General features: G+C 55.6%; 20 protein-coding genes and 1 pseudogene. 12 read left to right on the top strand and 9 right to left on the bottom strand.

Going from position 1 to position 20,616, the window contains the following annotated elements; translation table 11 throughout:
* Positions 1 to 72: 72 nt before the first annotated feature.
* Both NCG89_RS04180 and NCG89_RS04175 read left to right on the top strand, forming a co-directional pair.
* Positions 73 to 498 carry a BLUF domain-containing protein gene (locus NCG89_RS04180; RefSeq protein WP_251088521.1) on the top strand — a complete coding sequence of 142 codons (426 nt, stop codon included), beginning with the start codon at positions 73 to 75 and terminating at the stop codon, positions 496 to 498.
* 60 nt (positions 499 to 558) lie between these two features.
* Positions 559 to 1,065, top strand: coding sequence for a BLUF domain-containing protein (locus tag NCG89_RS04175; RefSeq protein WP_251088520.1), 507 nt, complete (start codon positions 559 to 561; stop codon positions 1,063 to 1,065).
* On the opposite strand, the gene NCG89_RS04170 is transcribed toward NCG89_RS04175, so the two are convergent.
* From NCG89_RS04170 to NCG89_RS04140, 7 genes are all read right to left on the bottom strand, one after another.
* Complete coding sequence (locus NCG89_RS04170) at positions 1,058 to 1,453, bottom strand: response regulator (RefSeq protein ID WP_251088519.1); 396 nt, start codon at positions 1,451 to 1,453, stop codon at positions 1,058 to 1,060. The genes NCG89_RS04175 and NCG89_RS04170 overlap by 8 nt on opposite strands.
* Positions 1,440 to 2,978: a sensor histidine kinase gene (locus NCG89_RS04165; RefSeq protein ID WP_251088518.1), complete on the bottom strand. Its 1,539-nt coding sequence runs from the start codon at positions 2,976 to 2,978 to the stop codon at positions 1,440 to 1,442. The genes NCG89_RS04170 and NCG89_RS04165 overlap by 14 nt, the downstream gene beginning before the upstream one ends.
* Positions 2,979 to 3,066: 88 nt before the next feature.
* Positions 3,067 to 6,144, bottom strand: coding sequence for an error-prone DNA polymerase (locus tag NCG89_RS04160; protein WP_251088517.1), 3,078 nt, complete (start codon positions 6,142 to 6,144; stop codon positions 3,067 to 3,069).
* Positions 6,145 to 6,147: 3 nt separating this feature from the next.
* Entirely contained in the window at positions 6,148 to 7,614 is a 1,467-nt protein-coding gene (locus NCG89_RS04155) for a Y-family DNA polymerase (protein WP_251088516.1), read from the bottom strand.
* Complete coding sequence (gene imuA, locus NCG89_RS04150; RefSeq protein ID WP_251088515.1) at positions 7,614 to 8,396, bottom strand: translesion DNA synthesis-associated protein ImuA; 783 nt, start codon at positions 8,394 to 8,396, stop codon at positions 7,614 to 7,616. The genes NCG89_RS04155 and imuA overlap by 1 nt, the downstream gene beginning before the upstream one ends.
* A 75-nt stretch (positions 8,397 to 8,471) precedes the next feature.
* Positions 8,472 to 9,824 carry an ATP-binding protein gene (locus NCG89_RS04145; protein WP_251088514.1) on the bottom strand — a complete coding sequence of 451 codons (1,353 nt, stop codon included), beginning with the start codon at positions 9,822 to 9,824 and terminating at the stop codon, positions 8,472 to 8,474.
* Positions 9,821 to 10,540 carry a response regulator transcription factor gene (locus tag NCG89_RS04140; RefSeq protein ID WP_251088513.1) on the bottom strand — a complete coding sequence of 240 codons (720 nt, stop codon included), beginning with the start codon at positions 10,538 to 10,540 and terminating at the stop codon, positions 9,821 to 9,823. The genes NCG89_RS04145 and NCG89_RS04140 overlap by 4 nt, the downstream gene beginning before the upstream one ends.
* Before the next feature lie 335 nt (positions 10,541 to 10,875).
* On the opposite strand from NCG89_RS04140, the gene NCG89_RS04135 reads away from it, so the two are divergent.
* From NCG89_RS04135 to NCG89_RS04090, 10 genes are all read left to right on the top strand, one after another.
* On the top strand, positions 10,876 to 11,169 hold the full coding sequence (locus NCG89_RS04135) for a hypothetical protein (RefSeq protein ID WP_251088512.1): 294 nt from the start codon (positions 10,876 to 10,878) through the stop codon (positions 11,167 to 11,169).
* Between the two features lie 72 nt (positions 11,170 to 11,241).
* Entirely contained in the window at positions 11,242 to 11,712 is a 471-nt protein-coding gene (locus NCG89_RS04130) for a Na+/H+ antiporter subunit E (RefSeq protein WP_251088511.1), read from the top strand.
* Positions 11,709 to 11,987 (top strand): MrpF/PhaF family protein, encoded by a 279-nt coding sequence (locus NCG89_RS04125; RefSeq protein WP_251088510.1) that lies wholly within the window; start codon positions 11,709 to 11,711, stop codon positions 11,985 to 11,987. The genes NCG89_RS04130 and NCG89_RS04125 overlap by 4 nt, the downstream gene beginning before the upstream one ends.
* Positions 11,984 to 12,283 carry a monovalent cation/H(+) antiporter subunit G gene (mnhG, locus tag NCG89_RS04120; protein ID WP_251088509.1) on the top strand — a complete coding sequence of 100 codons (300 nt, stop codon included), beginning with the start codon at positions 11,984 to 11,986 and terminating at the stop codon, positions 12,281 to 12,283. Before NCG89_RS04125 ends, mnhG begins: the two co-directional genes overlap by 4 nt.
* A gap of 61 nt (positions 12,284 to 12,344) precedes the next feature.
* Positions 12,345 to 13,292, top strand: coding sequence for a Na(+)/H(+) antiporter subunit B (locus tag NCG89_RS04115; protein ID WP_251088508.1), 948 nt, complete (start codon positions 12,345 to 12,347; stop codon positions 13,290 to 13,292).
* Positions 13,289 to 13,645 carry a cation:proton antiporter subunit C gene (locus NCG89_RS04110; protein WP_251088507.1) on the top strand — a complete coding sequence of 119 codons (357 nt, stop codon included), beginning with the start codon at positions 13,289 to 13,291 and terminating at the stop codon, positions 13,643 to 13,645. Before NCG89_RS04115 ends, NCG89_RS04110 begins: the two co-directional genes overlap by 4 nt.
* Positions 13,639 to 15,114, top strand: a complete 1,476-nt coding sequence (locus tag NCG89_RS04105; RefSeq protein ID WP_251088506.1) for a monovalent cation/H+ antiporter subunit D family protein — start codon at positions 13,639 to 13,641, stop codon at positions 15,112 to 15,114. Before NCG89_RS04110 ends, NCG89_RS04105 begins: the two co-directional genes overlap by 7 nt.
* A complete protein-coding gene (locus NCG89_RS04100) occupies positions 15,111 to 16,589 on the top strand; it encodes a proton-conducting transporter transmembrane domain-containing protein (RefSeq protein ID WP_251088505.1) in 1,479 nt (492 codons plus the stop codon). Before NCG89_RS04105 ends, NCG89_RS04100 begins: the two co-directional genes overlap by 4 nt.
* Positions 16,586 to 16,861, top strand: coding sequence for a hypothetical protein (locus NCG89_RS04095; protein WP_251088504.1), 276 nt, complete (start codon positions 16,586 to 16,588; stop codon positions 16,859 to 16,861). The genes NCG89_RS04100 and NCG89_RS04095 overlap by 4 nt, the downstream gene beginning before the upstream one ends.
* Entirely contained in the window at positions 16,848 to 18,542 is a 1,695-nt protein-coding gene (locus NCG89_RS04090) for a Na(+)/H(+) antiporter subunit D (protein ID WP_251088503.1), read from the top strand. The genes NCG89_RS04095 and NCG89_RS04090 overlap by 14 nt, the downstream gene beginning before the upstream one ends.
* Before the next feature lie 178 nt (positions 18,543 to 18,720).
* Here the strand turns inward: NCG89_RS04090 and NCG89_RS16915 are convergent.
* Both NCG89_RS16915 and NCG89_RS04085 read right to left on the bottom strand, forming a co-directional pair.
* Positions 18,721 to 18,915: pseudogene (locus tag NCG89_RS16915) on the bottom strand (efflux RND transporter permease subunit); the annotation flags it as partial.
* A 70-nt stretch (positions 18,916 to 18,985) separates the two neighbouring features.
* Positions 18,986 to 20,572, bottom strand: a complete 1,587-nt coding sequence (locus NCG89_RS04085; protein WP_251088502.1) for an alkaline phosphatase family protein — start codon at positions 20,570 to 20,572, stop codon at positions 18,986 to 18,988.
* Positions 20,573 to 20,616: the final 44 nt, after the last annotated feature.

Genomic DNA, 20,616 nt, shown 5'->3' with positions numbered 1-20,616 from the left:
TATATGGCTGTTGTTAGGCTGAGCGAACACCAACTAATCCGCTGTGTTTTGACTTCATCAACGTGGCAGCAGATGGATAGGCAGAGCTTTATCGCGTTGTCTCAGCGAAATCGCCGGTACCGGGCGGACAAGGGGATTACCGGCTTGATGCTCTACGAAGATGGGAATGTATTCCAGATTCTCGAGGGCGCAGCAGAGGCAATTGATAATGCCTGCCGGCACATTCATCACGACTATGTTTATAAAAATGTACTGAAGTTATCGCAGCGACAGGTCAGTCGGCGAGAGTTTCATGGGTTGCGCGCAGCCTATGGGATTTGTGGAAGGGAAGCGTTCACCTGTGTGGATAGCAATCAACCGTATTTTCTGGGTATGGAGGAGTTCAAAGCCCTTAAATCCAGCCATCTGCACGGCTTGCTAAAGCAATTTTTGGCTGGGAAGTGGCGCCTGCAGACTTCTGATCGTCCCAAAAATATCATTCAGTTCAAGAGCTTGTGAATTCTAGTGCGCTGTTGGTCACAAAACGGGAAAATGTGTTATTGATCTAACGAATATGCTATGGTCTACTGTCTAGGTGTTTTTACGTATCCTGGGATGGTCGCCTGGATGGAAAGCCTCAATATCAGCCATGATGGTCCTCTCTTCCACTGCATTTTTACTTGCAGTACGGCGGAGTTGCTGGACGAAGGCCACTTCACTGATTTAGTCGCGCGCCAGCTTGGGGTGGGCGCAGCTGTGACAGGGTTAGTGGTGTATGAAGCTGGTAACGCCTTTCAGGTGCTGGAGGGCCCCAAGGAGCAGTTAGACCAGCTATACCAGGCCGCCTGTCTTGATAGCAGTTTTCGCAAGGTGGTAAAAATTGTTGAAGAGCCAATAGCCGACCGGGATTTTGACGGGATTTCCTCAGCCTATGGCTTGTCGTCAAAGGACCGCATTCCGGGCCAGCGCAATATCACCTACCACTTCAATGAAAGTGATGAATTTGGCCGGGTGTGCGGTGGCCGCGCTCAGCGGCTCGTTAGAGATTTTACCCTGGGAAAATGGCGTCTTCGTGCGGTCAGCTAGCTGCTGCCGCCCAATCCGCGTAGATTTTCTTAAGCATATCCGCGATCGTCAATGGCGCAAAGGGCTTGGGAATAACGTCAATAGCGCCGAGGCTTTTCAACTCCCTGACCTCATCGCTTTGGACCTTTGCGGTGAGAAAAATAACCGGGATATCGTCAAACTCTTTGTTTTCACGAATTCGTTTTAGGGTGGCAGGCCCGTCGAGTCCAGGCATCATCACATCGAGTAAAATCAGCTGTGGTGAAAACTGACGAATGTCTTCAATTGCCGTTTCCCCGGTAGCTCCCATTTTCAGCTGAAGGCCGCCGACCTGCACTAATGCGAGCTCGGCGATGATGCGAATATCGGGCTCATCTTCGACATAATAAACCCGCTTAAGTGAATCCATGCATTGCCCTTTTGTCTGTACTCGGCTGGTTCGGCAGGTCGATGTAGAACTCGGTACCTTTGCCGGAGGCTGACTGAAAACTCAGCTGACCACCATGTTTTTCCACAATGGACTTGGATATGTACAAGCCCAAGCCTGTGCCGCTGATCTCCCGCTTTCCTTCCTGTTTCGCCTGGGTGAATTTTTCAAAAATCCGTGCCTGAAATTCTTCAGGAATACCGCTGCCCTCATCTCGAACGATGATACGAACAGTGTTGCTATCTTGTGTCGCCTTGATCTGGATACTGGACGAGGGGTGTGAAAACTTGGCGGCATTGGAGATAAGGTTGCTTAGCACCTGCATTATCCTGTCGCCATCAATCGGAAGTGTCAGGTCTTCCGGGCAACTTTCGAGAACGAGCGTTACGCCATATTTATCGGCGTAGGCCTGATTGTTGGCGATGGCGCTGCGCAGCAAGGAGGCCACTTTGACGTTTCGAATGTTGAAGGGCATCTCCTCCGATTCGAGCTTGGAAATGTCCAGAATGTCGTTAATCAACAGCAATAATCTATCACTGTTGCGGTGGGCAATATCCAGCAGCATTCTGGCCTGATCGGGAATGTCGCCCACTGCATTGGCAATCATTAATTCGAGAGAGGCTTTGATTGCGGTTAATGGGGTACGTAATTCATGACTGACAGTGGCGATAAACTCATCTTTTACACGTTGCTCGTGCACCCGCTGCATAGCGGAGCGAAGCTGTTCTTCGGTTTCTTTGCGTACTGAGATATCGCGAACAATCCCGGTAAACATGCGTTGACCGTTTACGTCCATTTCGCTGATTGCCAGTTCAAGGGGGAATGTCTGGCCATTTTTTCTTAGGCCGGTGACTTCACGGCCGATGCCGATGATCTTCTTTACGCCAGTGGAGAGGTAGTTGTTTACGTATTGGTCGTGTTCCTCGCGATAGGGATTAGGCATCAACATCGATACATTGTGACCCAGCATTTCGGCCTCTTCGTAGCCGAAAATCTGTTTGGCCGCCGGGTTAATCGTTTCGATAATGCCGTGATCGCTGATGGTGATGACGCCATCTACCATCGTGGCGAGAATTGCCCGTTTTCGTTCCAGTAGGTCGGTGAGCTGATTTTCGGTGGCCTTGCGTTCTGAAATATCTCTAACAATCCCGGTAAACATGCGTTGGCCATCAACAACCATTTCGCTAATGGCAAGCTCTAGCGGGAATGTTGAGCCGTCCTTTCTTCTACCGGTGACTTCGCGGCCGGTGCCGATAATTTTCTTCTGGCCACTGGACAGGTAGTTGCTGATGTATTGGTCGTGAGCCTCATGATAGGGATTCGGCATTAGCATCGCGACGTTTTGCCCCCGTAGCTCTATCTCTTTATAACCAAAGATGCGCTCGGTGGCCGGGTTAACGGTCTCAATGATGCCTTGGTCGCTGATTGTTATGACCCCGTCGACAATAGTGTCGACGATCGCCCGGGTGCGGGCGAGCAGGTCACTAACAGCGTCCTTTTGGCTCATATGGAGATCACTTATAGACAGGTTTTTCGCTGATTTCTAGGTAACTACGGTATTCCCGTAGGGTTTTTATTAGTATTAGGGCATCCACCTAGTGAAAGTTGTGGGCGTCGACTTGAATCTGCAGTAGCGCATTATGCTCTTCCAGTTTATGGGCGACCAGGTGAATGACCGGTACGGCGCTGTGGTGGCTAATTTGTAACTGGCCGCTAACGCGCAATAGCTGGCCGGTGAGTATTTCCCGTCGAAACTGTTGCTGTACTGCAGCCCAAACAATCACATTGCAGTTGCCGCACTCATCCTCAAGGGTAATAAACAGCACTCCGGAAGCCGTTCCCGGACGCTGTCGGCAGGTGACGAGTCCGCTGACGCTAAGCCATTGGCCGTCTTGTTGCGCTATCAATTTATCGGTGGGGACGCTGTCCCGAAGGATTTTATGACTGCGCAGCATTTTTAGCGGGTGCTTGCGTAGCGTTAAGCCAAGATGGCGGTAATCGCTACGAATATCGTCGAACTCGCTGGGAGCGGGTAGCTGAATGTCCTCCTCGTCCGGTTGGCTTGGCAATAGGGGGCGGGCACTCTCTTGGCCCAGTAGTTGCCAAAGGCTTTGGTAACGGTGGCTATCAAAGCAATGAAACGCATCGGCGCGAACCAGGCACTGACGCTCCTTGCTATCAAGATTCAGGTGCATTGAGAGGTCCTGGGGAGAGCGGAACAGGCCATCGTTCCTGGTCTCACACAGCCGCTCGGCTGTGGCTTGGGATAAGCCATTGACCAAACGGAAGCCTAGCCGCAGCGCAGGTGTATGGCTGTCGTACTCCAGGCTGTGATCCCATTGGCTGTGGTTGACGCAAATCGGCCTGACAGCCACTTTATGGCGCTTGGCATCCTGGCAGAGCTGGGAGGGGCTGTAGAACCCCATCGGCAAACTATTGAGCAAGCCGCAGAAAAACTCTGCTGGATAATGGCGTTTTATCCAGGCCGAGGCATAGGCCAGAATGGCAAAGCTGGCGGAGTGGGATTCGGGAAAGCCGTAAGCGCCAAAGCCCTTCATCTGGCTGAATAGGCGTTCGGCAAAGTCCTGTTCGTAGCCATTGCGCAACATGCCCTCAATCAGTTTGTCCCGAAAGCTTTCCAAATGACCATTGCGCCCCCAGCTGGCCATGGCGCGGCGCAGTTGATCGGCCTCACCGCCACTGAAACCCGCGGCAACCATGGCCAGCTTGATCACTTGTTCTTGAAAAATAGGGACGCCAAGAGTGCGCTCCAATACCTCTTGCACCGCGTTGTTTTCATAGCGGACTGCCTCAAGGCCCTGGCGGCGGCGCAAAAAGGGGTGAACCATGCCGCCTTGAATGGGCCCGGGACGGACGATGGCAATCTGAATCACCAGGTCGTAAAAGCAGCGGGGTTGTAGTCGGGGTAGCATGGTCATCTGCGCTCGCGACTCAACCTGGAATACGCCAACACTGTCAGCCTTGCACAGCATGTCATAGGTGCTGCGGTCTCCTTTGGGAATGTCCTCCAGAGCAAAAGGAGCCCCCAGGGTCTGGCTGACGTGCTCGATGCTTTTGCGCAGGGCGCTGAGCATGCCCAGGGCCAGAATGTCGACCTTCATCAGACCGAGGGATTCCAGATCCTCCTTATCCCACTGGATTAATGTGCGATCTGCCATGGCCGCATTTTCCTGGGGTACCAGGCTGGCGATCGGATCCCGGGCGATCACAAAACCACCAACGTGTTGCGACAGATGCCGAGGAAAGCCCAGCAAGGTCTCCACCAGCTCGGCAAACTGGACGGCGAGCTGGCCGCTGATATCCAGCCGGGCTTCCTGCAGGTGCCGGGTAACGTCCTCGCGTTTATCCCACCAGGCAAGGTTTTTGGACAGGCTGGTCAGAAACGTGTCATCCAGCCCCAGGGCTTTGCCGACATCCCGGATGGCACTTTTTCGGCGATAGGTAATGACGGTGGCAGCCAGGGCGGCTCGCTCGCGGCCGTATTTTCGGTAGATATATTGAATGACCTCTTCCCGGCGCTCGTGCTCAAAGTCCACATCGATATCTGGCTCCTCATCCCGCTCGGGTGAAATGAAGCGCTCAAACAGGAGTTGTCCCTGGGATGGGTCGACTTCGGTAATATGCAGGCAGTAGCAGACGGCGGAGTTTGCCGCGGAGCCCCGGCCCTGGCAGAGAATGCGCTGGCTGCGGGCGAACTGCACAATGTCGTATACGGTCAGGAAATAATGCTCGTAACCCAGTTGTTTGATAATGCCCAGCTCTCGCTCTATTTGCTGAAACACCTTATCCGGCACACCTTCCGGCCAGCGCCGACGGGCACCGTCCAGGCTCAGTTCCCGTAAAAACTCACTGGCATTGCGGCCTTTGGGGAGGGCCTCCTCGGGATATTGGTAGCTGATTTCGTCGAGTTCAAAGTGACAGCGCTGGGCCAGGCGGCAGCTCTCCTGCAACAACGCTTCGGGATAATAGCGGCGCAGCTGTGCCAGAGGTTTCAGATAACTCTCGCTGTTTTGCTGCAGGGCCGTACCCAGTTCGGTGACTGGCTGCCCCAGCCGAATGGCGGTAAGAACATCCTGCAGTGGTTTGCGTTGGCGGACATGCATATGCACATTGCCGCAGGCCAATAGCGGCAGGCCGCAGTGGCTGGACAGGCGCTGGTGTTGGAGATAATCCGGCTCCAGTTGTTGTTGGCCCGCGGCACTGAACCCGATCCAGAGGCGCTCGGGGAATGCCTGGTGCAGCTTCCGGGCCGCGTTCAGGGGCAGGCCATCCCGAAAATCCGGCCGCCAGATCAGAAGCCCCTGTTGGCAATGGCGACGGATATCTGCCAGGCCAACGCGGTATTCGCCCTTTCTGCTGCGCAGCCGGGCCTGGCTGATTAACTGACAAAGCTCGGCATAGGCCTGGCGCTGGGGCGCAAGAATAACTAAGGTTAAGCCTTCTTGCAGGCGAAACTCGGCGCCACAGATGAGTTTTATGTTGCGTTTTTTGGCCTCGTTCCAGGCCCTGACAATACCGGCCAAAGAGCATTCATCGGTAATGGCGATGGCCTGGTATCCCAGTTCGTCGGCCTGGGCAACTAACTCCTGAGGATGGGAGGCACCCCGAAGGAAGCTGAAGTTACTCAGGCAGTGCAGTTCGGCGTAGGACATGACTTATCCAAAGAAACCATGCAGATACCAGGCAGGCTGCAGGCAGTCGCGGTATAACCAGCACAGTCGGCCATCTTCATGAAGGGCAATGTAGTAATCCCGCACCTGGCGTTGTTGCCACCACTGACTATCGATTCGTTCAGGCCCCTGTAGCAGATGAACGGTGCCGCGCCAAAACAGTTCCCCTTCACGCTCATACAGTGGCACGGCGGGCTCTAATAGCCAGTTTGGCCGCAACAGCTTGCCTGTCGGTGTCGCGGCCGGGGAAGACTGCAGGTTGCTCAATAACCTGTCAGGCAAATGGTCATGACGGAATTGCTCCGGCAAGTAGGTGTCGGTGGGCAGATACTGCACGCATTGTCCGGGCTCCAGACGCAGTTGCAATTTGTCCAGCAGCTGGGGCAGGGCGGCATCCCGGTCGTGTTGAAGCTTGCTGAACAGCGTGCTTGGTGCGGTTGGCGGAGAGACAAAATGCCGACTGTGTAGACTGATTCCGCATACTGGGCCGCTGAGCTGTCGGCGCTCCAGATCCAGCATCACCAGGGCCATAACAGCCTGCTTATCGAAGTGCGAATGGCTTAGGTGCTGGCGCCACTGCTCCCGGCTGCCGTCCAGGTAATCCAGCTGCCAGTCCAGATCCCGATTAACGCGTTGACGCAGGCGCAAATAGGCTTGCAGTTCGCCGAGCAGGGCGGCAATGGGAAAGCGCAATTGCCGGTGGTTGTTCAGGCCGCTATCAAAGTAGCGGCGACTGCTGAAGTGCTCTGCCGGGCGGAAATGCGCTCTTGGGTCGGGCGCTTCGCCCAGCGCCTTGGCAAGTAGTTCTTCCAATGCCTTGCCGAAGCGGGTTTCCAGGGCTGTTCTCGGCAGCGCTAACACCTTCCCAAGCGTGTGCAGCCCCATTTCTTCCAGGCGTTCCTTATCCTCTTCGGGCAGAGGTAGATATCGCACCGGCAAGTGCGCCAGCGCTGCTTTGAGTGCGGCTTCGTTTAGCTCTCCTTGAGCATTTACCAGGGTCTTCAGCGGTGGGTTCTGGTAACTGAGCAGCTCGGCGGCCAGGGGGGTGTCTGCCAGGGCTGCCCACACCTGAAGTTGGCGCTGGCGGAATGCCCGGATGAAACGCCTATAAAGCCGATTCAGGTCGCGAAAAAGCCGCAGGGAGCGGCTGAGCTCCAGCACAATGGCCTGGTTTGAGCTCAGGCTGACATGGCCACTGAAGCGATAGGCCCACAGCGCGATGTTGTGCAGCATCTGTTGCTCCAGTGCGATCTGTCGGGGGCGACACTCCAGCAGTGCGCACAAGCCCTGGGCAGTCTGGAATGACTGGCCGGGGCTGACGCCATAGTGCGCTGCCTCGGCGTTGGCGAGGATGACCAGGTTCTGCTCAATAACCGCAACCGGTGTGCCGGGGGGCGACGGTGGCAAAGCCGCCAGTGGCAACTGGGGCAGGCGAATGCATAACCACAGCATTAGCTGGCTCCGGTCTGGCTCTTACTGGACGGCGTAATTGTTACTGGGTATGAGGGTAGCGGTGCGAGCAGCGGCAGGCGCCGAGTGTCTCGGGTTGTCTTTGCGCGGTGATGGGCGGTGGGCCACTGTGCGGGTGGGCGCTGTTGGTAATACAGCTCAGCATGGCGGCGCAGGGTTAGCCGCTGACCGGCGGGGCCACCGCGTTGTTTGAGTATTTCGATATCCAGGGCCTGCGGCGCCGGGCGAAGTTGCAGCCGCAGGGGGGCTGGAGAAACCTGCTGTGCGATTTGCTCGGGCCGGAAATGGAGGTGCCAGCTGCGCCCCTCCTGGGCGGCCAGATGCAGGCGCCGCAATTGTTTGTCCGGCAGGCTTTGTGTTGTGAACCAGCTGAGCACCGCGCTGCAGGCACCGCTGCGCAGGCATTCCTCTGCAGCCCAAAGCTGTTCTGACAACTGGCTGGGGCGAATCAGCAGCTGCCGATGGGCGGCCAGCCCCTGCTGTGCCAGTGCCTGGGGCGAGGGCAGGCAGGGCGGGTTGACCCAAACCACGGCGCCCTCCTGGGAGCGCTGGGCAAGGGCTGGCAGCAGCAGCCACAACTCGCCAATACCCAGCTGCTGACTGAGAATTTCTGTTGAGCCAACGACTGGCCAGCCACCCAAGTGCAGGTGAGTGTCGAGTTCGGAAAAGCCCGTGCTGACGCCCTCTGTGCTGGGCGGTAGCACGTGCCTGCCTCGCCAGAGGTGGCGCTTGTCCAGCAATGTGTTGAGGGCGTGGTTGGACACGGAATACATTGGCCTTCAAAATACTGTGTATATATACAGTATTTTGAAGGCCGGCGAATGTCAATCTCGGCGGCGTTATTGGTCCAGTGGAAAGATCAGGGTGGCGCAGAGGCCACCGCTGCTGCGGTTTTCCAGTGTCAGATTGCCGCCGTGGCTGCGGGCGATATTACTGGCGATGGCCAGGCCCAGCCCCTGGCCACCGGTGGCAGCGCTGCGGGAGGGGTCGACGGTAACAAAGGGCTTGAGTACATCTTCCAGTCGCTCGGCTGGAATACCGGGGCCGGTGTCGCACACGCAAATGCGGAGTTCCCGGCCGCTACCTGACAGTGTCAACGTTGCGCTGCCGGCGTATTTGATGGCGTTATCAAGCAGGTTTTGCACAGCCCGTTGTAGTTCGCTGGCATTGCAGAGAAAGCTGAGGTCGCCCTGTATCTCTGCACTAATTTGCCGACCTTCCTCGCACAGCGCATGGACCAGGTTGTCGAGCAGGTAGCTCAGGTTGGTCTTCTGCCGAGGGCCGGTATTATTGCCCAGACGCACCAAGTCGATGATGGATGACACCATCTTTTTCATATCCATGACCACGGCTTCCATTCCTTGCCGCTCAACCTCATCGCTGAGCATCTCTGCCCGGAGCTGGAGTCGGGTCAGACCGGATTTCAGGTCGTGAGAAATCGCCGCGAGCATGTCCTTTTGATCTTGTAAGGTGCGTTGGAGCCGGTGCTGCATAGTATTAAATGCTGCGGCTGCGAGGCGGATCTCCTCTGGGCCGTGTTCGGGCAACGGCGTTGCTTTCAGGTCTTGTCCAATGGTGGTCGCCGCATTGCCCAATGTTCTAATGGGTGAGGTAAGCCGTGAAATCATCAGCCCGCCAAAAATAAGGCTGATGAGACTTACCAGTCCTAAATAGAGCAAAACCCTGTCTTGAAGGAGTGAAGTGGCATGGGGCAGTAGGGCGTGAAAGGATGCGTTTCCCTGATCGGCAAATTGCAGATTGATCAGCAGATCAAGGGCATTGCTGTTCGACGGTGTGTGAAAAAAGGGTTTCAGCGTGGCAACACTTCGCGCACAGACGTCGATTTGATACTGGCGCTGGGAGAAGGCTTTCTTAAAGTGTTTAAGCATTTCATCGGCAAACGCACTTTTCTGGCAGGCGACATAATCGAGGGGCACGACTTCGGGGTAGGCGGTCAGAAACTGCGTTTGCGCGGTTTGCAGAATGCGAATGCGCTCATCGTCAGCAAAGGTGTTGGCCAGTTCAATAACGCCGATGATACGTTGGGCGAGGTCCGCTGCCTCGGTGAGAAGTACACTTTCCTCCCGATGGCGTTCGTATATAAACAGCGTCAGCAAGTGAGAGCTAATCAGCAGGGCGACAAGAAGCAGTAAACTCTGGGCCTTCAGCGTGCCGGGAAAAAAGCGTTTCACACAACTTCTACAGCATAGGTAAACAGGTAGCCTGCACCCCAGGCCGTTTTGATGATTTCCGGGTGTTTGGCGTTGTCGCGGAGTTTGCGCCGCAGCCGACTGACATGGGAGTCGACACTCCGGTCAAACGCGGTGCTGTTGCGACCCTTGGTCAGACCGAGCAAGCGGTCACGCGAGAGCGGGATTTGCGGGTTCTGTACAAAGGCGAGCAGAAGATCACACTCACTAGAAGATAGGGGGATAACCGTAAAGTCGGCGTCGATCAGCTCCATGCGCGTTGGCTTGAAGCGCCAGCCTCCAAAGCAGTAAACCCCTTGGGCGCGATGGTGATAATGCTGGTTAACTCTGCGCAGCACGGTTTTTACCCGCGCGACCAGCTCTCGACGACCAAAGGGTTTAACAATGTAGTCGTCAGCCCCCAGCTCAAGGCCCACGACTCGGTCGATTTCCTCATCTTTGGCGCTTAGAATGATGACCGGTGGCATTTCGGGGTCTGCGCGTAATTGGCGGCACAATTCGAAGCCGTCCTGGCCCGGTAGCATCACGTCGAGCAGGATAAGCTCTGGTTGGAATTGTGACAGGCGGGCAAACATTTCCTCGCCACTTTTTGCCGTGGCGCAGTGGTAGCCCTCCTTGGTCAGCAGCTCTGACACCAGCTGGAGAATGTCGTCATTGTCATCGACGAGCAGCAGCCGCGACTTTGTATTGTGGTCCATGTTGTCCACGTCAGACCTTACTCAATAACAGATGAAAAGATAGTTTGACGAATTTCGCCACACAATGACAAGTCTTGGTATGCCTTGGCCCCGATTTGCGACACCCGGCGACAATGCTGCATACTTTTTTACAATTTCGGCATTACTTTTCACATATTCAATGTCAAAGTGTGGGTCATCCGCTTGTCGGGGGTGAATCGATGCTTATAAAAAACATCAAACCGTGCTTAGTTTCATCAATTGCGATAGCCACTTGTATTAGCTCGGCACATGCGCTTGAGAGTATGACTGCCAAACAATTAGGGCAAGAGTGCGGTCAGATTGCAGGGGGTTCTGTGACGGCCGAAGGGTCGATCTGCTCTGCGTATCTGCAGGGCTATATCTCGGCGAATCCCTATGTTCGCATCGTTGACGGCAGTGAGCCCAGTTTTGCTGAAAGGGCAATTCGAACCCGGGCTCCTGGTGGTTCTTCCAGTGTAGAGGCGATGCGACTGGGTCGTTATTGTCTGCCGAATGACTTGAGCACAGTGGCGCTCGCGGAAAAAGTCGCTTCGGAAACTGCCTATCGGGAAGGTGCCTCCGCGGGTGCACTACTAAAGCGCGTGCTGGAATCTAACTACGCCTGCTAATGCTCTTGGACGAAGTCCGGTGTGATGGAAAGCGCAACATTTGGACACATTTGTTAAGCGAACAAATTAATTATGCGGCACACAATCAGTATTTCACTACTGCTGGCGTTTATCTGGCTGGCAAATTCCGGTCACTACACGGGCCTTCTGTTGTCCTTCGGCGTGTTGTCGGTGGCGCTGGTGGTGTGGGTTTGTCACCGGATGGATGTGGTTGATCACGAGTCTCAGCCTATTCACCTGACCCGGCGGCTTCCCGGCTACTATGCCTGGCTGGCATGGCAGATATTGCTCAGTAATATCGATGTGGCCAAGCGGGTCTGGCGAGGCTGCGGGTCTATTGAACCGACCACCAAGGTCTTGCCGGTCAAACAGACCACCGATATCGGTCGCGTGATCTACGCGAATTCCATCAACCTGACACCGGGTACCGTTTCTATCGAGTTGGGTGACGATACCGTCCTGGTTCATGCGCTGGTGCCAGCAAATATTGCTGAGCTCGAAAGTGGGGAAATGAGCCGCAGAACCTGTGGGTTAGAAAAATGATGCTTGCCGCCACTGCTATTACCCTACTTGTTGTTATGGCCATGGCTATTGCTCGGGCCATCGCCGGTCCTACCGTGTTTGACCGGGTGCTTGCCGTCAACCTGTTTGGCACCAAGACCGTGTTGTTAATTGCCGTGCTGGGCTTCTTGTTCGGTCGGCCCGAGTTCCTCGATATCGCGCTGGTTTATGCGTTGATGAATTTCATCAGTGTTATCGCCTTGTTGCGCTACTTCGAACATGTCGAAAAGCTGGAGCAGGGTGGGTCTTCCCAATGAGTGATGTGATCCCCTTTATTAGCACTGCGCTGTTGTGCTTCGGCTGTTTTTTTATTTTTACCGGTGCACTGGGTGTGCTGCGCTTCCCCGATACATTGTCCCGTATGCACGCTGCAGGTGTGACCGAAACACTGGCAACCACGGCGCTGCTGGTGGGACTAATGCTGCTCGCGGGCTGGAGCCTGGTGCTGCTCAAATTGTGCATGATCTTATTGTTTTTGCTGTTCACCAGCCCCACTGCCAGTTACGCCCTTGCCAAAGCGACATGGCGGCATCAGCAGAAGTCTGAGAAATGAGGGTGACAGGGAGGGTAGTGTCATAGAACTGTTTATCAACATCAGTCTACTGAGTTTGCTGTTGGCCACAGCGATCGGCATTGTGCTGAGTCGCGATCTGTTGGCCGTGGTCATGCTGACCGGTATTTACGGCTTTCTCTCCGCCAGCTTTTTTGTCTTGATGGATGCGGTGGATGTGGCCTTCACCGAGGCGGCGGTGGGGTCGGGGATCTCCCCGCTGTTAATGTTGCTTACCATCGCGCTGGTGGGACGCTATGAAGCGGTGCCGGCTGCCAATAAGGCCTTGCCAGCGCTGATATTGGTGGTGATCACCGGCGCATTGCTGATCATGGGCACCTTGGATATGCCGGCCTTTGGCGATGCCAATGCGCCAGCCCATACCCACGTGGCGCCGCGCTATATTGAAGTGTCTGGCGAGGAAATCGGCATCCCCAATATTGTCACCTCGGTTCTGGCCAGTTATCGCGGCTTTGATACCTTTGGTGAGGTGTTGGTTATTTTCACTGCCGGTGTCGGTGTTCTGTCTTTGCTGACGTTGCGGCCACTGCCTGCCAATCCATCTGTTGATGGGGCTCATGGCCACAGAGTGTTGCGGATCGTGAGCAAGATACTGATTCCGCCGATTTTGATTTTTGCCCTTTATGTGCAGTTTCACGGCGATTACGGCCCGGGTGGTGGGTTCCAGGCCGGGGTCATTTTTGCTGCGGCGATCATTCTGTACACCATGTTTTTTGGGGTTGACCTGGCGCGCCGGGTAGTGAGCTCGTCCGTGCTCAGAATTCTGGCTGCAACGGGCGCGCTGTTGTACGGCTCGGTGGGGGTTGTCTCGATGCTTAATGGCGGCAACTTTCTCGATTATTCGGTGCTGGCCGAGTCAGCCACTGCCGGGCAGCACATTGGCATCATTGTCATTGAGCTGGGTGTGGGTATTACGGTGGCCGCGGTAATGATGTTGATTTTCTATTGTTTCGTCAGTCAGGTCAGACCAGCACCGGAGGGCGAGAAATGAGTTTGATTTTCTCGCACTACAATTACTGGGTGGTGATTGCCCTGATGATGATTGGCTTCTTTGTCGTCATCGCCCAGGGCAACCTGGTCAAAAAACTGGTGGGTTTGAATATTTTTCAGACCTCGGTTTTCATTCTTTACATTAGTGTCGGCAAGGTCTCGGGCGGTAGTGCACCGATTCTCAGTGATTCGGTCACGGCGTACTCCAACCCCTTGCCCCACGTGCTCATCCTCACCGCCATTGTCGTCGGCATTGCGACTACCGCTTTGGGACTTGCGCTGGTGATTCGAATTAAAAAGGCCTATGGCACTGTAGAAGAGCCGGAAATTCAGCAACAGGATCACTCGTGCTAAACCACTTACCCATACTCCAGGTTATTGTCCCCCTGCTGGGCGCTCCTGCCTGTTTGATTCTCGGCAGGGCCAAGTTGGCATGGGTTTTTGCCCTGCTGGTCAGTACGGCAGCGTTCCTCATTTCTTGCCAGTTACTCAGTGAAGTCTACGCGCAAGGGCCGCTAAGCTATGAGCTTGGCGGTTGGGCTGCGCCCTGGGGAATTGAATACCGCATCGACCTGCTCAACGGCTGGCTGCTGTTTATTGTCAGTCTTAGTAGCACGGTCAGCCTGGTGGCTGCACAAACCAGCATCAGCAATGAAATTCCCGGCGAGAAGCAGCTGTTTTTCTACGTTGCATGGTTACTGTGCTTAGCCGGGCTGCTGGGGATTTTGGCCACGGGCGATGCCTTCAACGTGTTCGTGTTCCTCGAGGTGTCGTCCCTGTCGACCTACACCCTGATTTCATTGGGTAAGCAGCGCCAGGCACTGTGGTCGGCCTTCCGTTACCTGATCATGGGTACTATTGGTGCGACCTTCATTTTGATCGGTATCGGCTTCATGTACATGATGACCGGTACGCTGAATATGGCTGACCTATCCGAGCGCCTGCCGGCCGCCAGCAGCTCCTACACCGTGTTTGCTGCCTACGCATTTGTCGTGGTGGGTATCGGTCTTAAGTTGGCGATGTTCCCGCTGCATTTCTGGCTGCCGAACGCCTATACCTTTGCGCCTTCGATCGTCACTGCATTTTTGGCGGCCAGCTCCACTAAGGTGGCAATTTATCTGCTGATTCGCTTTACCTATTCGGTATTCGACAGCGACCTGCGCAGTGCCGGTCTGCCGTTGCCGGAAATTCTGATTGCGCTGGGGATGATCGCGGTGTTTGCCGGGTCGACGGTGGCGATCTACCAGAGCAATATCAAGCGCGCCATCGCCTACTCCAGCGTAGGGCAGATCGGCTACATGATTGTCGGTTTGGGGATCGGCGGTCTGCTGGGCCTACAGGCCACACTTCTCCATCTATTCAATCACGCATTAATGAAGGCAGCACTGTTTCTGTCCCTCGCGGCGATGGCCTTCCGTTTGGGGAGCACCCAGTTAAAAGATTTGTATGGCCTCGGTCAACGCATGCCGATTACCGCCTTCAGTTTTGTTGTGGGTGGGCTTAGCTTGATTGGTGTGCCTTTGACCGTGGGCTTTATCAGCAAGTGGTACCTGGTATCTGCGGCGGTTGCCGACGGCCGTTGGCCACTGGCGTTGCTGGTGGTGTTGGGGTCGCTGCTGGCCATTGCCTACATCTGGCGGGTGGTGGAAGCCATGTATTTCAAACCCTCAGAAGAGGGCAGCCCGAAAGGTGAAGCGCCGCTGATGATGTTGTTGCCGCTGTGGGTGCTGATTGCCGCCAACTTATACTTTGGCATTGATACCCGCATCCCTCTGGCCATCACGGCTGATGCCGCCCGCAGCTTGCTGGAGGTGGTGCAATGATGGGACCACAAGGCTTGATTAATCTGGCCATTGTATTGCCGCTGCTGGCTGCAATGGGGGTCGCGGCTATTGGGCGCTTCCCCAATTTGCGCGAGGCCTGCTCTATCCTGGTCGGCTTGTTGCTGCTGTTGGTAAATATTGCCATTTTCCGCCAGTGGCAGGGCGGCGTTAGTCTCGACGTCCAATGGCTCGAGATATTGCCCGGTCTGGGTCTTGCGTTCGAGGTTGAGGCCCTGGGGCTGATCTTTGCTTTGGTGGCGAGCTGCCTCTGGCCGGTTACGATCGTTTACGCCATCGGCTACATGCGGGGCCACGGTGAGCAAAACCAGACCCGCTTCTTTGCCTGTTTTGCCGTTGCTATCTCTGCGGTGATGGCAATTGCGTTCGCTGCCAACCTCTTCACCTTATTCGTGTTTTACGAGGTGTTGTCGCTGTGCACCTATCCGCTGGTGACTCACGCCGGCACCGACAAAGCCCGTCGCGGTGGGCGGATTTATCTGGGTATTCTGATGGGTACCTCCATCGCCTTCTTGTTGCCCGCCATGATCATCACCTGGGTTGTCAGCGGCACACTGGACTTCCAGCTGGGCGGCATTTTGCCTGACTCCCTGTCTGGCCCGGTGCTGGCCATGTTGCTGGTGCTATTTGTCTTTGGTGTGGCCAAGGCGGCGATGATGCCCTTTCACCGCTGGTTGCCCGCTGCGATGGTAGCGCCCACGCCGGTTAGTGCCTTGCTGCATGCCGTGGCGGTGGTAAAGGCCGGGGTATTCAGCCTGATTAAAATTCTGGTGTTTATCGTCGGTATCGAGCGGCTGCAAAGCATCCCGATGGCTGACTATCTGCTATACCTTGCCGGCGCTGGCATTCTGCTCGCCTCGCTGGTGGCCATGCGTCAAGACAATCTCAAGGCGCGGCTGGCTTACTCAACGGTGAGTCAGTTGGGTTACATAAGCTTAGGCGCCCTGCTGGCAGTGCAAGCCGGTGTGGTCGGTAGTGCCGTGCATATTGCCATGCACGCGGTTGGCAAAATCACGCTGTTCTTCTGCGCGGGTGCGATCCTGGTGGCAGCGCATAAGAGCGAGATCAGTCAGATGCGGGGACTTGGCCGCCAGATGCCTTTCACCATGGCGGCCTTTTTTATCGGCGCGCTCAGTATTATCGGGCTGCCGCCAACGGGGGGAACCTGGAGCAAATGGCTGCTGTTGAGCGCCACGCTGGACGCCGGTGAGCTGGCAATGATGGGCGTGCTGCTAATCAGCTCGTTGCTGAATATTGTTTATCTGTTGCCCATTCCGCTGCGGGCCTTCTTTCCCGCCGACGGCCGGGCCGACGAATCTTGGCAAATTAAAGAGGCGCCGCTGCCTTCGTTGATTGCGATTGGAATAACAAGCGTCGCCTGTGTGGCATTGTTTATCTGGCCGGATTTTCTCGTTGCGCTGGCCAATGGCATTTTTAGTGAGGGCCCAAGTCAATGAGCCAGTCGCAGGATTTTTTTGATAAGCCCGAAACCGTTAAGTGGATATTGCGTGGCCTGTACATTCTCTGCGCGTTGTTGGTGATTCTGGATTTTGTTGTGCACCGACATACTGAGCATCCCTGGGAGGGCATGGTTGGTTTCTACCCCATCTACGGCTTCGTAGGGTGCGTGGTGTTGGTCCTGGTGGCTAAGTTGATGCGCCGCGGTCTGATGCGTAGCGAAGATTATTATCAAGCCGGTGACAAGGAGGTCGGCCGTGCTGATCACTGATTTACCGCCTTTTCTGCTGTTCTATCTCGGCGGGCTGTTAGCCGCGCTGAGCCGGGGTAAATTGCGCGCCGGTTTAATGTTGGCCACGATTGCCCTGAGTGCGTTGAACCTGTGGATGCTGCCGGATGGTTTCTCCGTCCAGGCCGAGTTGATGGGCATGGCGCTGGAACCGGTCAGGCTGGATAACCTTAACTTCCTGTTTGGCTATCTGTTCCATATCGCCGCGCTGATCGGCGTGATTTACTCACTGCATGTGAAGGACACGCTCCAGCAGTCAGCCTCCATGTTCTACGCTGGCAGTGCGCTTGGCGCTGTATTTGCCGGCGATTTGCTGACCTTGTTTGTGTTTTGGGAAATGCTGGCGCTCACCTCGGTGTTCCTGGTGTGGGCCCGACGCAGTGAACAGGCTTACAGCTCAGGCATGCGCTATCTGGTCATTCAGGTGATTTCCGGCTTGTTACTGTTGGCCGGTATTCTGCTTCACTACCAGAAAAATGGGTCACTTGCGTTCAACTTCATTGGCCTGGAAGGGCTCTCGGCCTGGTTGATCTTTATCGGCTTCGGGGTGAAATGTGCCTTCCCGGCTCTGCATACCTGGCTTACCGATGCGTATCCGGAATCGACCCCTAGCGGTACGGTATTCCTGAGTGCATTCACCACCAAGGTGGCGATTTATGCTATGGCTCGGGCTTTTCCTGGCACGGAGCTGTTGGTTTACATCGGCGCCAGCATGGCCTGCTTCCCGATCTTCTATGCGGTAATTGAAAACGACCTGCGCCGGGTACTGGCTTACAGCCTGATCAACCAGCTGGGCTTCATGATTGTCGGCATCGGTATTGGTACCGAGCTGGCGATCAATGGCGCCGTGGCCCACGCCTTCAACGATGTCATCTTCAAGGGCCTGTTGTTTATGTCGATGGGGGCGGTGTTGTATCGCACCGGGCGTATCAACGGGTCTGAATTGGGCGGTCTGTACAAGTCGATGCCCAAGACCACCATACTGTGTATTGTTGGTGCCGCATCCATCTCAGCTTTCCCGCTGTTCAGTGGTTTTGTCAGCAAATCGATGATTATGTCTGCTGCGTTGAAAGAGCACTTTAATGTGGTGTGGTTGCTGTTGCTGTTTGCATCAGCCGGCGTATTCCACCACGCAGGTATCAAGATTCCGTATTTTGCGTTCTTCGCCCACGACTCCGGTATTCGTTGCAAAGAAGCCCCAACCAATATGCTGATTGCGATGGGTATTGCCGCCACCTTATGTATCGGCATTGGCTGCTTCCCTGAGCTGCTGTATCGCAACTTGCCCTTTGCTACGGATTACAGCGCCTATGACGTGACTCACGTGCTCACGCAAACCCAATTGCTGTTCTTCTCAGCGCTGGCCTTTGTGTGGCTGAACCTGAAGGGCATGTATCCACCGGAGCTGCCGTCAACCAACCTCGATGCAGACTGGTTCTATCGCCGGCCAATTCCGCGCCTGGTGGGTGGTATCACGGCGGCATTTTGGGCCGTTGATGGCGCGATGCGTCGCACAGTAATGTCGGTGCTGACAACCTTTGAGGGCCGCCTGGCGAAACTGAACCAGGATAACGGTCTGCTTTCCCGGGGCATTTCCACCAGCGCGATGGTGGCCTGGATGTGTGTGTTGTTGGCCGCAATGCTGCTGTTGAAGTTTATCTAAGCGGCTTTGCCGCTTGCGTGGACTGCAATACCCACTCTGGTGTTGCAGTCACTGTCCCTCTTTCCGGTTTTTCTTCGTTTTCTCCGGCAATTCCCATTTGAGCGGTTGTCTCGGCCAGCGCGCCCCTAGGGCTTTCGCGGTAAATAGCGTTAGAGACAACTTTCGCCTAAAGGCGCGTTTATATTTTCCATTGGTCGAGCTGATGCAGCCATTTGTACCGCACCAGCAGTGTAAATAATGTCGGCAGTGTGGACGAAGTAATGTCACCAATAACCACCGTTGCCATAGAACGCTGCACCTAGGCGCCGGTACTTAAGGCTATGTGTACAAAGCCGAGGCTGACTACCAGAGCGGTTATCGGCACCGGGCGGAGCAGGGCTGGGTCATTGCAACTTCAGTGGCACAATGTCGCGCTCTACTGACAATCGGCGTTCGCAAGCAAGCTACTGAGTTTTGCCGATTCCCGCTGCGCTAAACAGTGCCCCGGCGAATTCCATAATATGAAAAATGCGATTCTGTTCATGGCTGCCACTGACCAGGGCGGCTCCCGGGCCGCTTGCAAAAATCGCCACGTCCTCGCCGCCATGGGTCTCTGATGAGAGGGGGACCAGGGACTGTTGGTGATAGTTCTTGTCTGTTGTATCGTGTTCGCTAAGGTCCTGGCGGTCTTGGGATTGGTGTCCAGGCCCGTTGGCGTACCCCAGCGTGGTATAGGGCTTGCCATCATTGGCTTGGGCAGCATCGCTTTCTCCCACACCCACTACCTTGCCGAGAATCGGATTCCCCCGTTTGGGGTAGCCTGCCATAGTGAAAACGTGGCTGTGATCGGCGGTCACCAGAATAAGCGTGTCATCCGTATTGGTCAGTGATGTCGCGACGGCAACGGCATCGGAAAGCGCAACGGTTTCACTCAGCGCCCGGTAAGCGTTGCCAGCGTGATGAGCGTGGTCAATTCGCCCGGCTTCGACCATGAGAAAAAAACCGTTCTCATGTTGGCGTAAGCGCCGAATGGCGATGTCGGTCATCTCACTGAGAGAGGGCTCGCCGAGGCTGCCGGCAACCCGATCCACTTCAAAGCTCATGTGCGAAGGGTTGAATAGCCCCAGTAGCGGGGCGCCGTCCGGTTTGGATAGCGTCAGTAGCGCGTCCCGGTCGGTAACATAGTGCCCCTGGGGATGTTGTTGCTGCCAGCGCGCTGTCAGGTTGTGGCCATCCTGACGCAAACCTTCGATACCGGTATGGCTGCGGTCGCTATTGAACTCGGCCTGGGCGGGAAGAAAATTGGCGCGTCCACCACCCAGTACAACTTCAATGCCGTTACTTTGGTGCCCGGCAAACCGCTGCGCGAAGCGAGTTTCAAAGTGAACAAGCTGCTGGGCGATATCTTCGCACCCGGCTGCCTGGGCTTCAGCGGAAAGGGCAGCATCATTTTCCCAGTCTCGCTCAACCGATTTGGCATAGGTCGCGGCGGGGGTGGCATGGGTGATTCGGGCGGTACTGACAATGCCGGTGGCTTTGCCGGCAAGCTCTGCGATCTCCAAAATACTGGGTAGGGCTGCGCCGTTTTGGGTGTGGCAATCACCCCGGTTGGCGGAGGCGTCAACGGCAAGCACACCCGCGCGTGTTTTGGCGCCGGTGACTATTGCGCTCATGGTGCCGGCGGAATCTGGCACCTGGGCATCGACATTGTAGGTTTTGATCAATCCAGCGAAGGGGAACTGCTCAAAGCTCAGGCTGTTTTCTTCACCGGAGAGACCTTGTTGCTGGCCCTGAAAAATTCGTGCGGCGGTTAATGTGGAAATACCCATGCCGTCGCCGACAAATAGAATAATGTTCTTTGCTCGGCCTTGCTGCCCTGGCGCCCTCGCGGCATCTTTGGTCACCGCCTTGCTGGCATCCTGAAACCAGGTATTGTTGAGGCTGCGCTCGATGAATTCCAGCTGCTTGACCGGCGCTGGTGTCACGGAGGTTGACGGACTATCACAGGCAGCCAGGCAAAGGGACGTTACGGCAAAAAGGAAAAATCGCATTAGCACTCCGAAGCTGAGCAGACGGTAACGCCGACAATGATGTC

Source organism: Spongiibacter taiwanensis (assembly GCF_023702635.1).
GTDB classification, from domain to species: domain Bacteria; phylum Pseudomonadota; class Gammaproteobacteria; order Pseudomonadales; family Spongiibacteraceae; genus Spongiibacter; species Spongiibacter taiwanensis.
The sequence above is the reverse complement of the archived record's forward strand: the minus strand, read 5'-3'. Positions and strand labels throughout refer to the sequence as shown.

Bases quoted from the DNA above. Each gene is read 5' to 3' on its own strand.
- NCG89_RS04170 (WP_251088519.1), bottom strand. From the start codon at position 1,453: ATGGATTCACTTAAGCGGGTTTATTATGTCGAAGATGAGCCCGATATT.
- NCG89_RS04125 (WP_251088510.1), top strand. From the start codon at position 11,709: ATGATGCTTGCCGCCACTGCTATTACCCTACTTGTTGTTATGGCCATG.
- NCG89_RS04160 (WP_251088517.1), bottom strand. From the start codon at position 6,144: ATGTCCTACGCCGAACTGCACTGCCTGAGTAACTTCAGCTTCCTTCGG.
- NCG89_RS04155 (WP_251088516.1), bottom strand. From the start codon at position 7,614: ATGCTGTGGTTATGCATTCGCCTGCCCCAGTTGCCACTGGCGGCTTTG.
- NCG89_RS04085 (WP_251088502.1), bottom strand. From the start codon at position 20,572: ATGCGATTTTTCCTTTTTGCCGTAACGTCCCTTTGCCTGGCTGCCTGT.
- mnhG (WP_251088509.1), top strand. From the start codon at position 11,984: ATGAGTGATGTGATCCCCTTTATTAGCACTGCGCTGTTGTGCTTCGGC.
- NCG89_RS04130 (WP_251088511.1), top strand. From the start codon at position 11,242: ATGCGGCACACAATCAGTATTTCACTACTGCTGGCGTTTATCTGGCTG.
- NCG89_RS04100 (WP_251088505.1), top strand. From the start codon at position 15,111: ATGATGGGACCACAAGGCTTGATTAATCTGGCCATTGTATTGCCGCTG.
- NCG89_RS04140 (WP_251088513.1), bottom strand. From the start codon at position 10,540: ATGGACCACAATACAAAGTCGCGGCTGCTGCTCGTCGATGACAATGAC.
- NCG89_RS04165 (WP_251088518.1), bottom strand. From the start codon at position 2,978: ATGAGCCAAAAGGACGCTGTTAGTGACCTGCTCGCCCGCACCCGGGCG.
- NCG89_RS04175 (WP_251088520.1), top strand. From the start codon at position 559: ATGGTCTACTGTCTAGGTGTTTTTACGTATCCTGGGATGGTCGCCTGG.
- NCG89_RS04180 (WP_251088521.1), top strand. From the start codon at position 73: ATGGATAGGCAGAGCTTTATCGCGTTGTCTCAGCGAAATCGCCGGTAC.
- NCG89_RS04095 (WP_251088504.1), top strand. From the start codon at position 16,586: ATGAGCCAGTCGCAGGATTTTTTTGATAAGCCCGAAACCGTTAAGTGG.
- NCG89_RS04110 (WP_251088507.1), top strand. From the start codon at position 13,289: ATGAGTTTGATTTTCTCGCACTACAATTACTGGGTGGTGATTGCCCTG.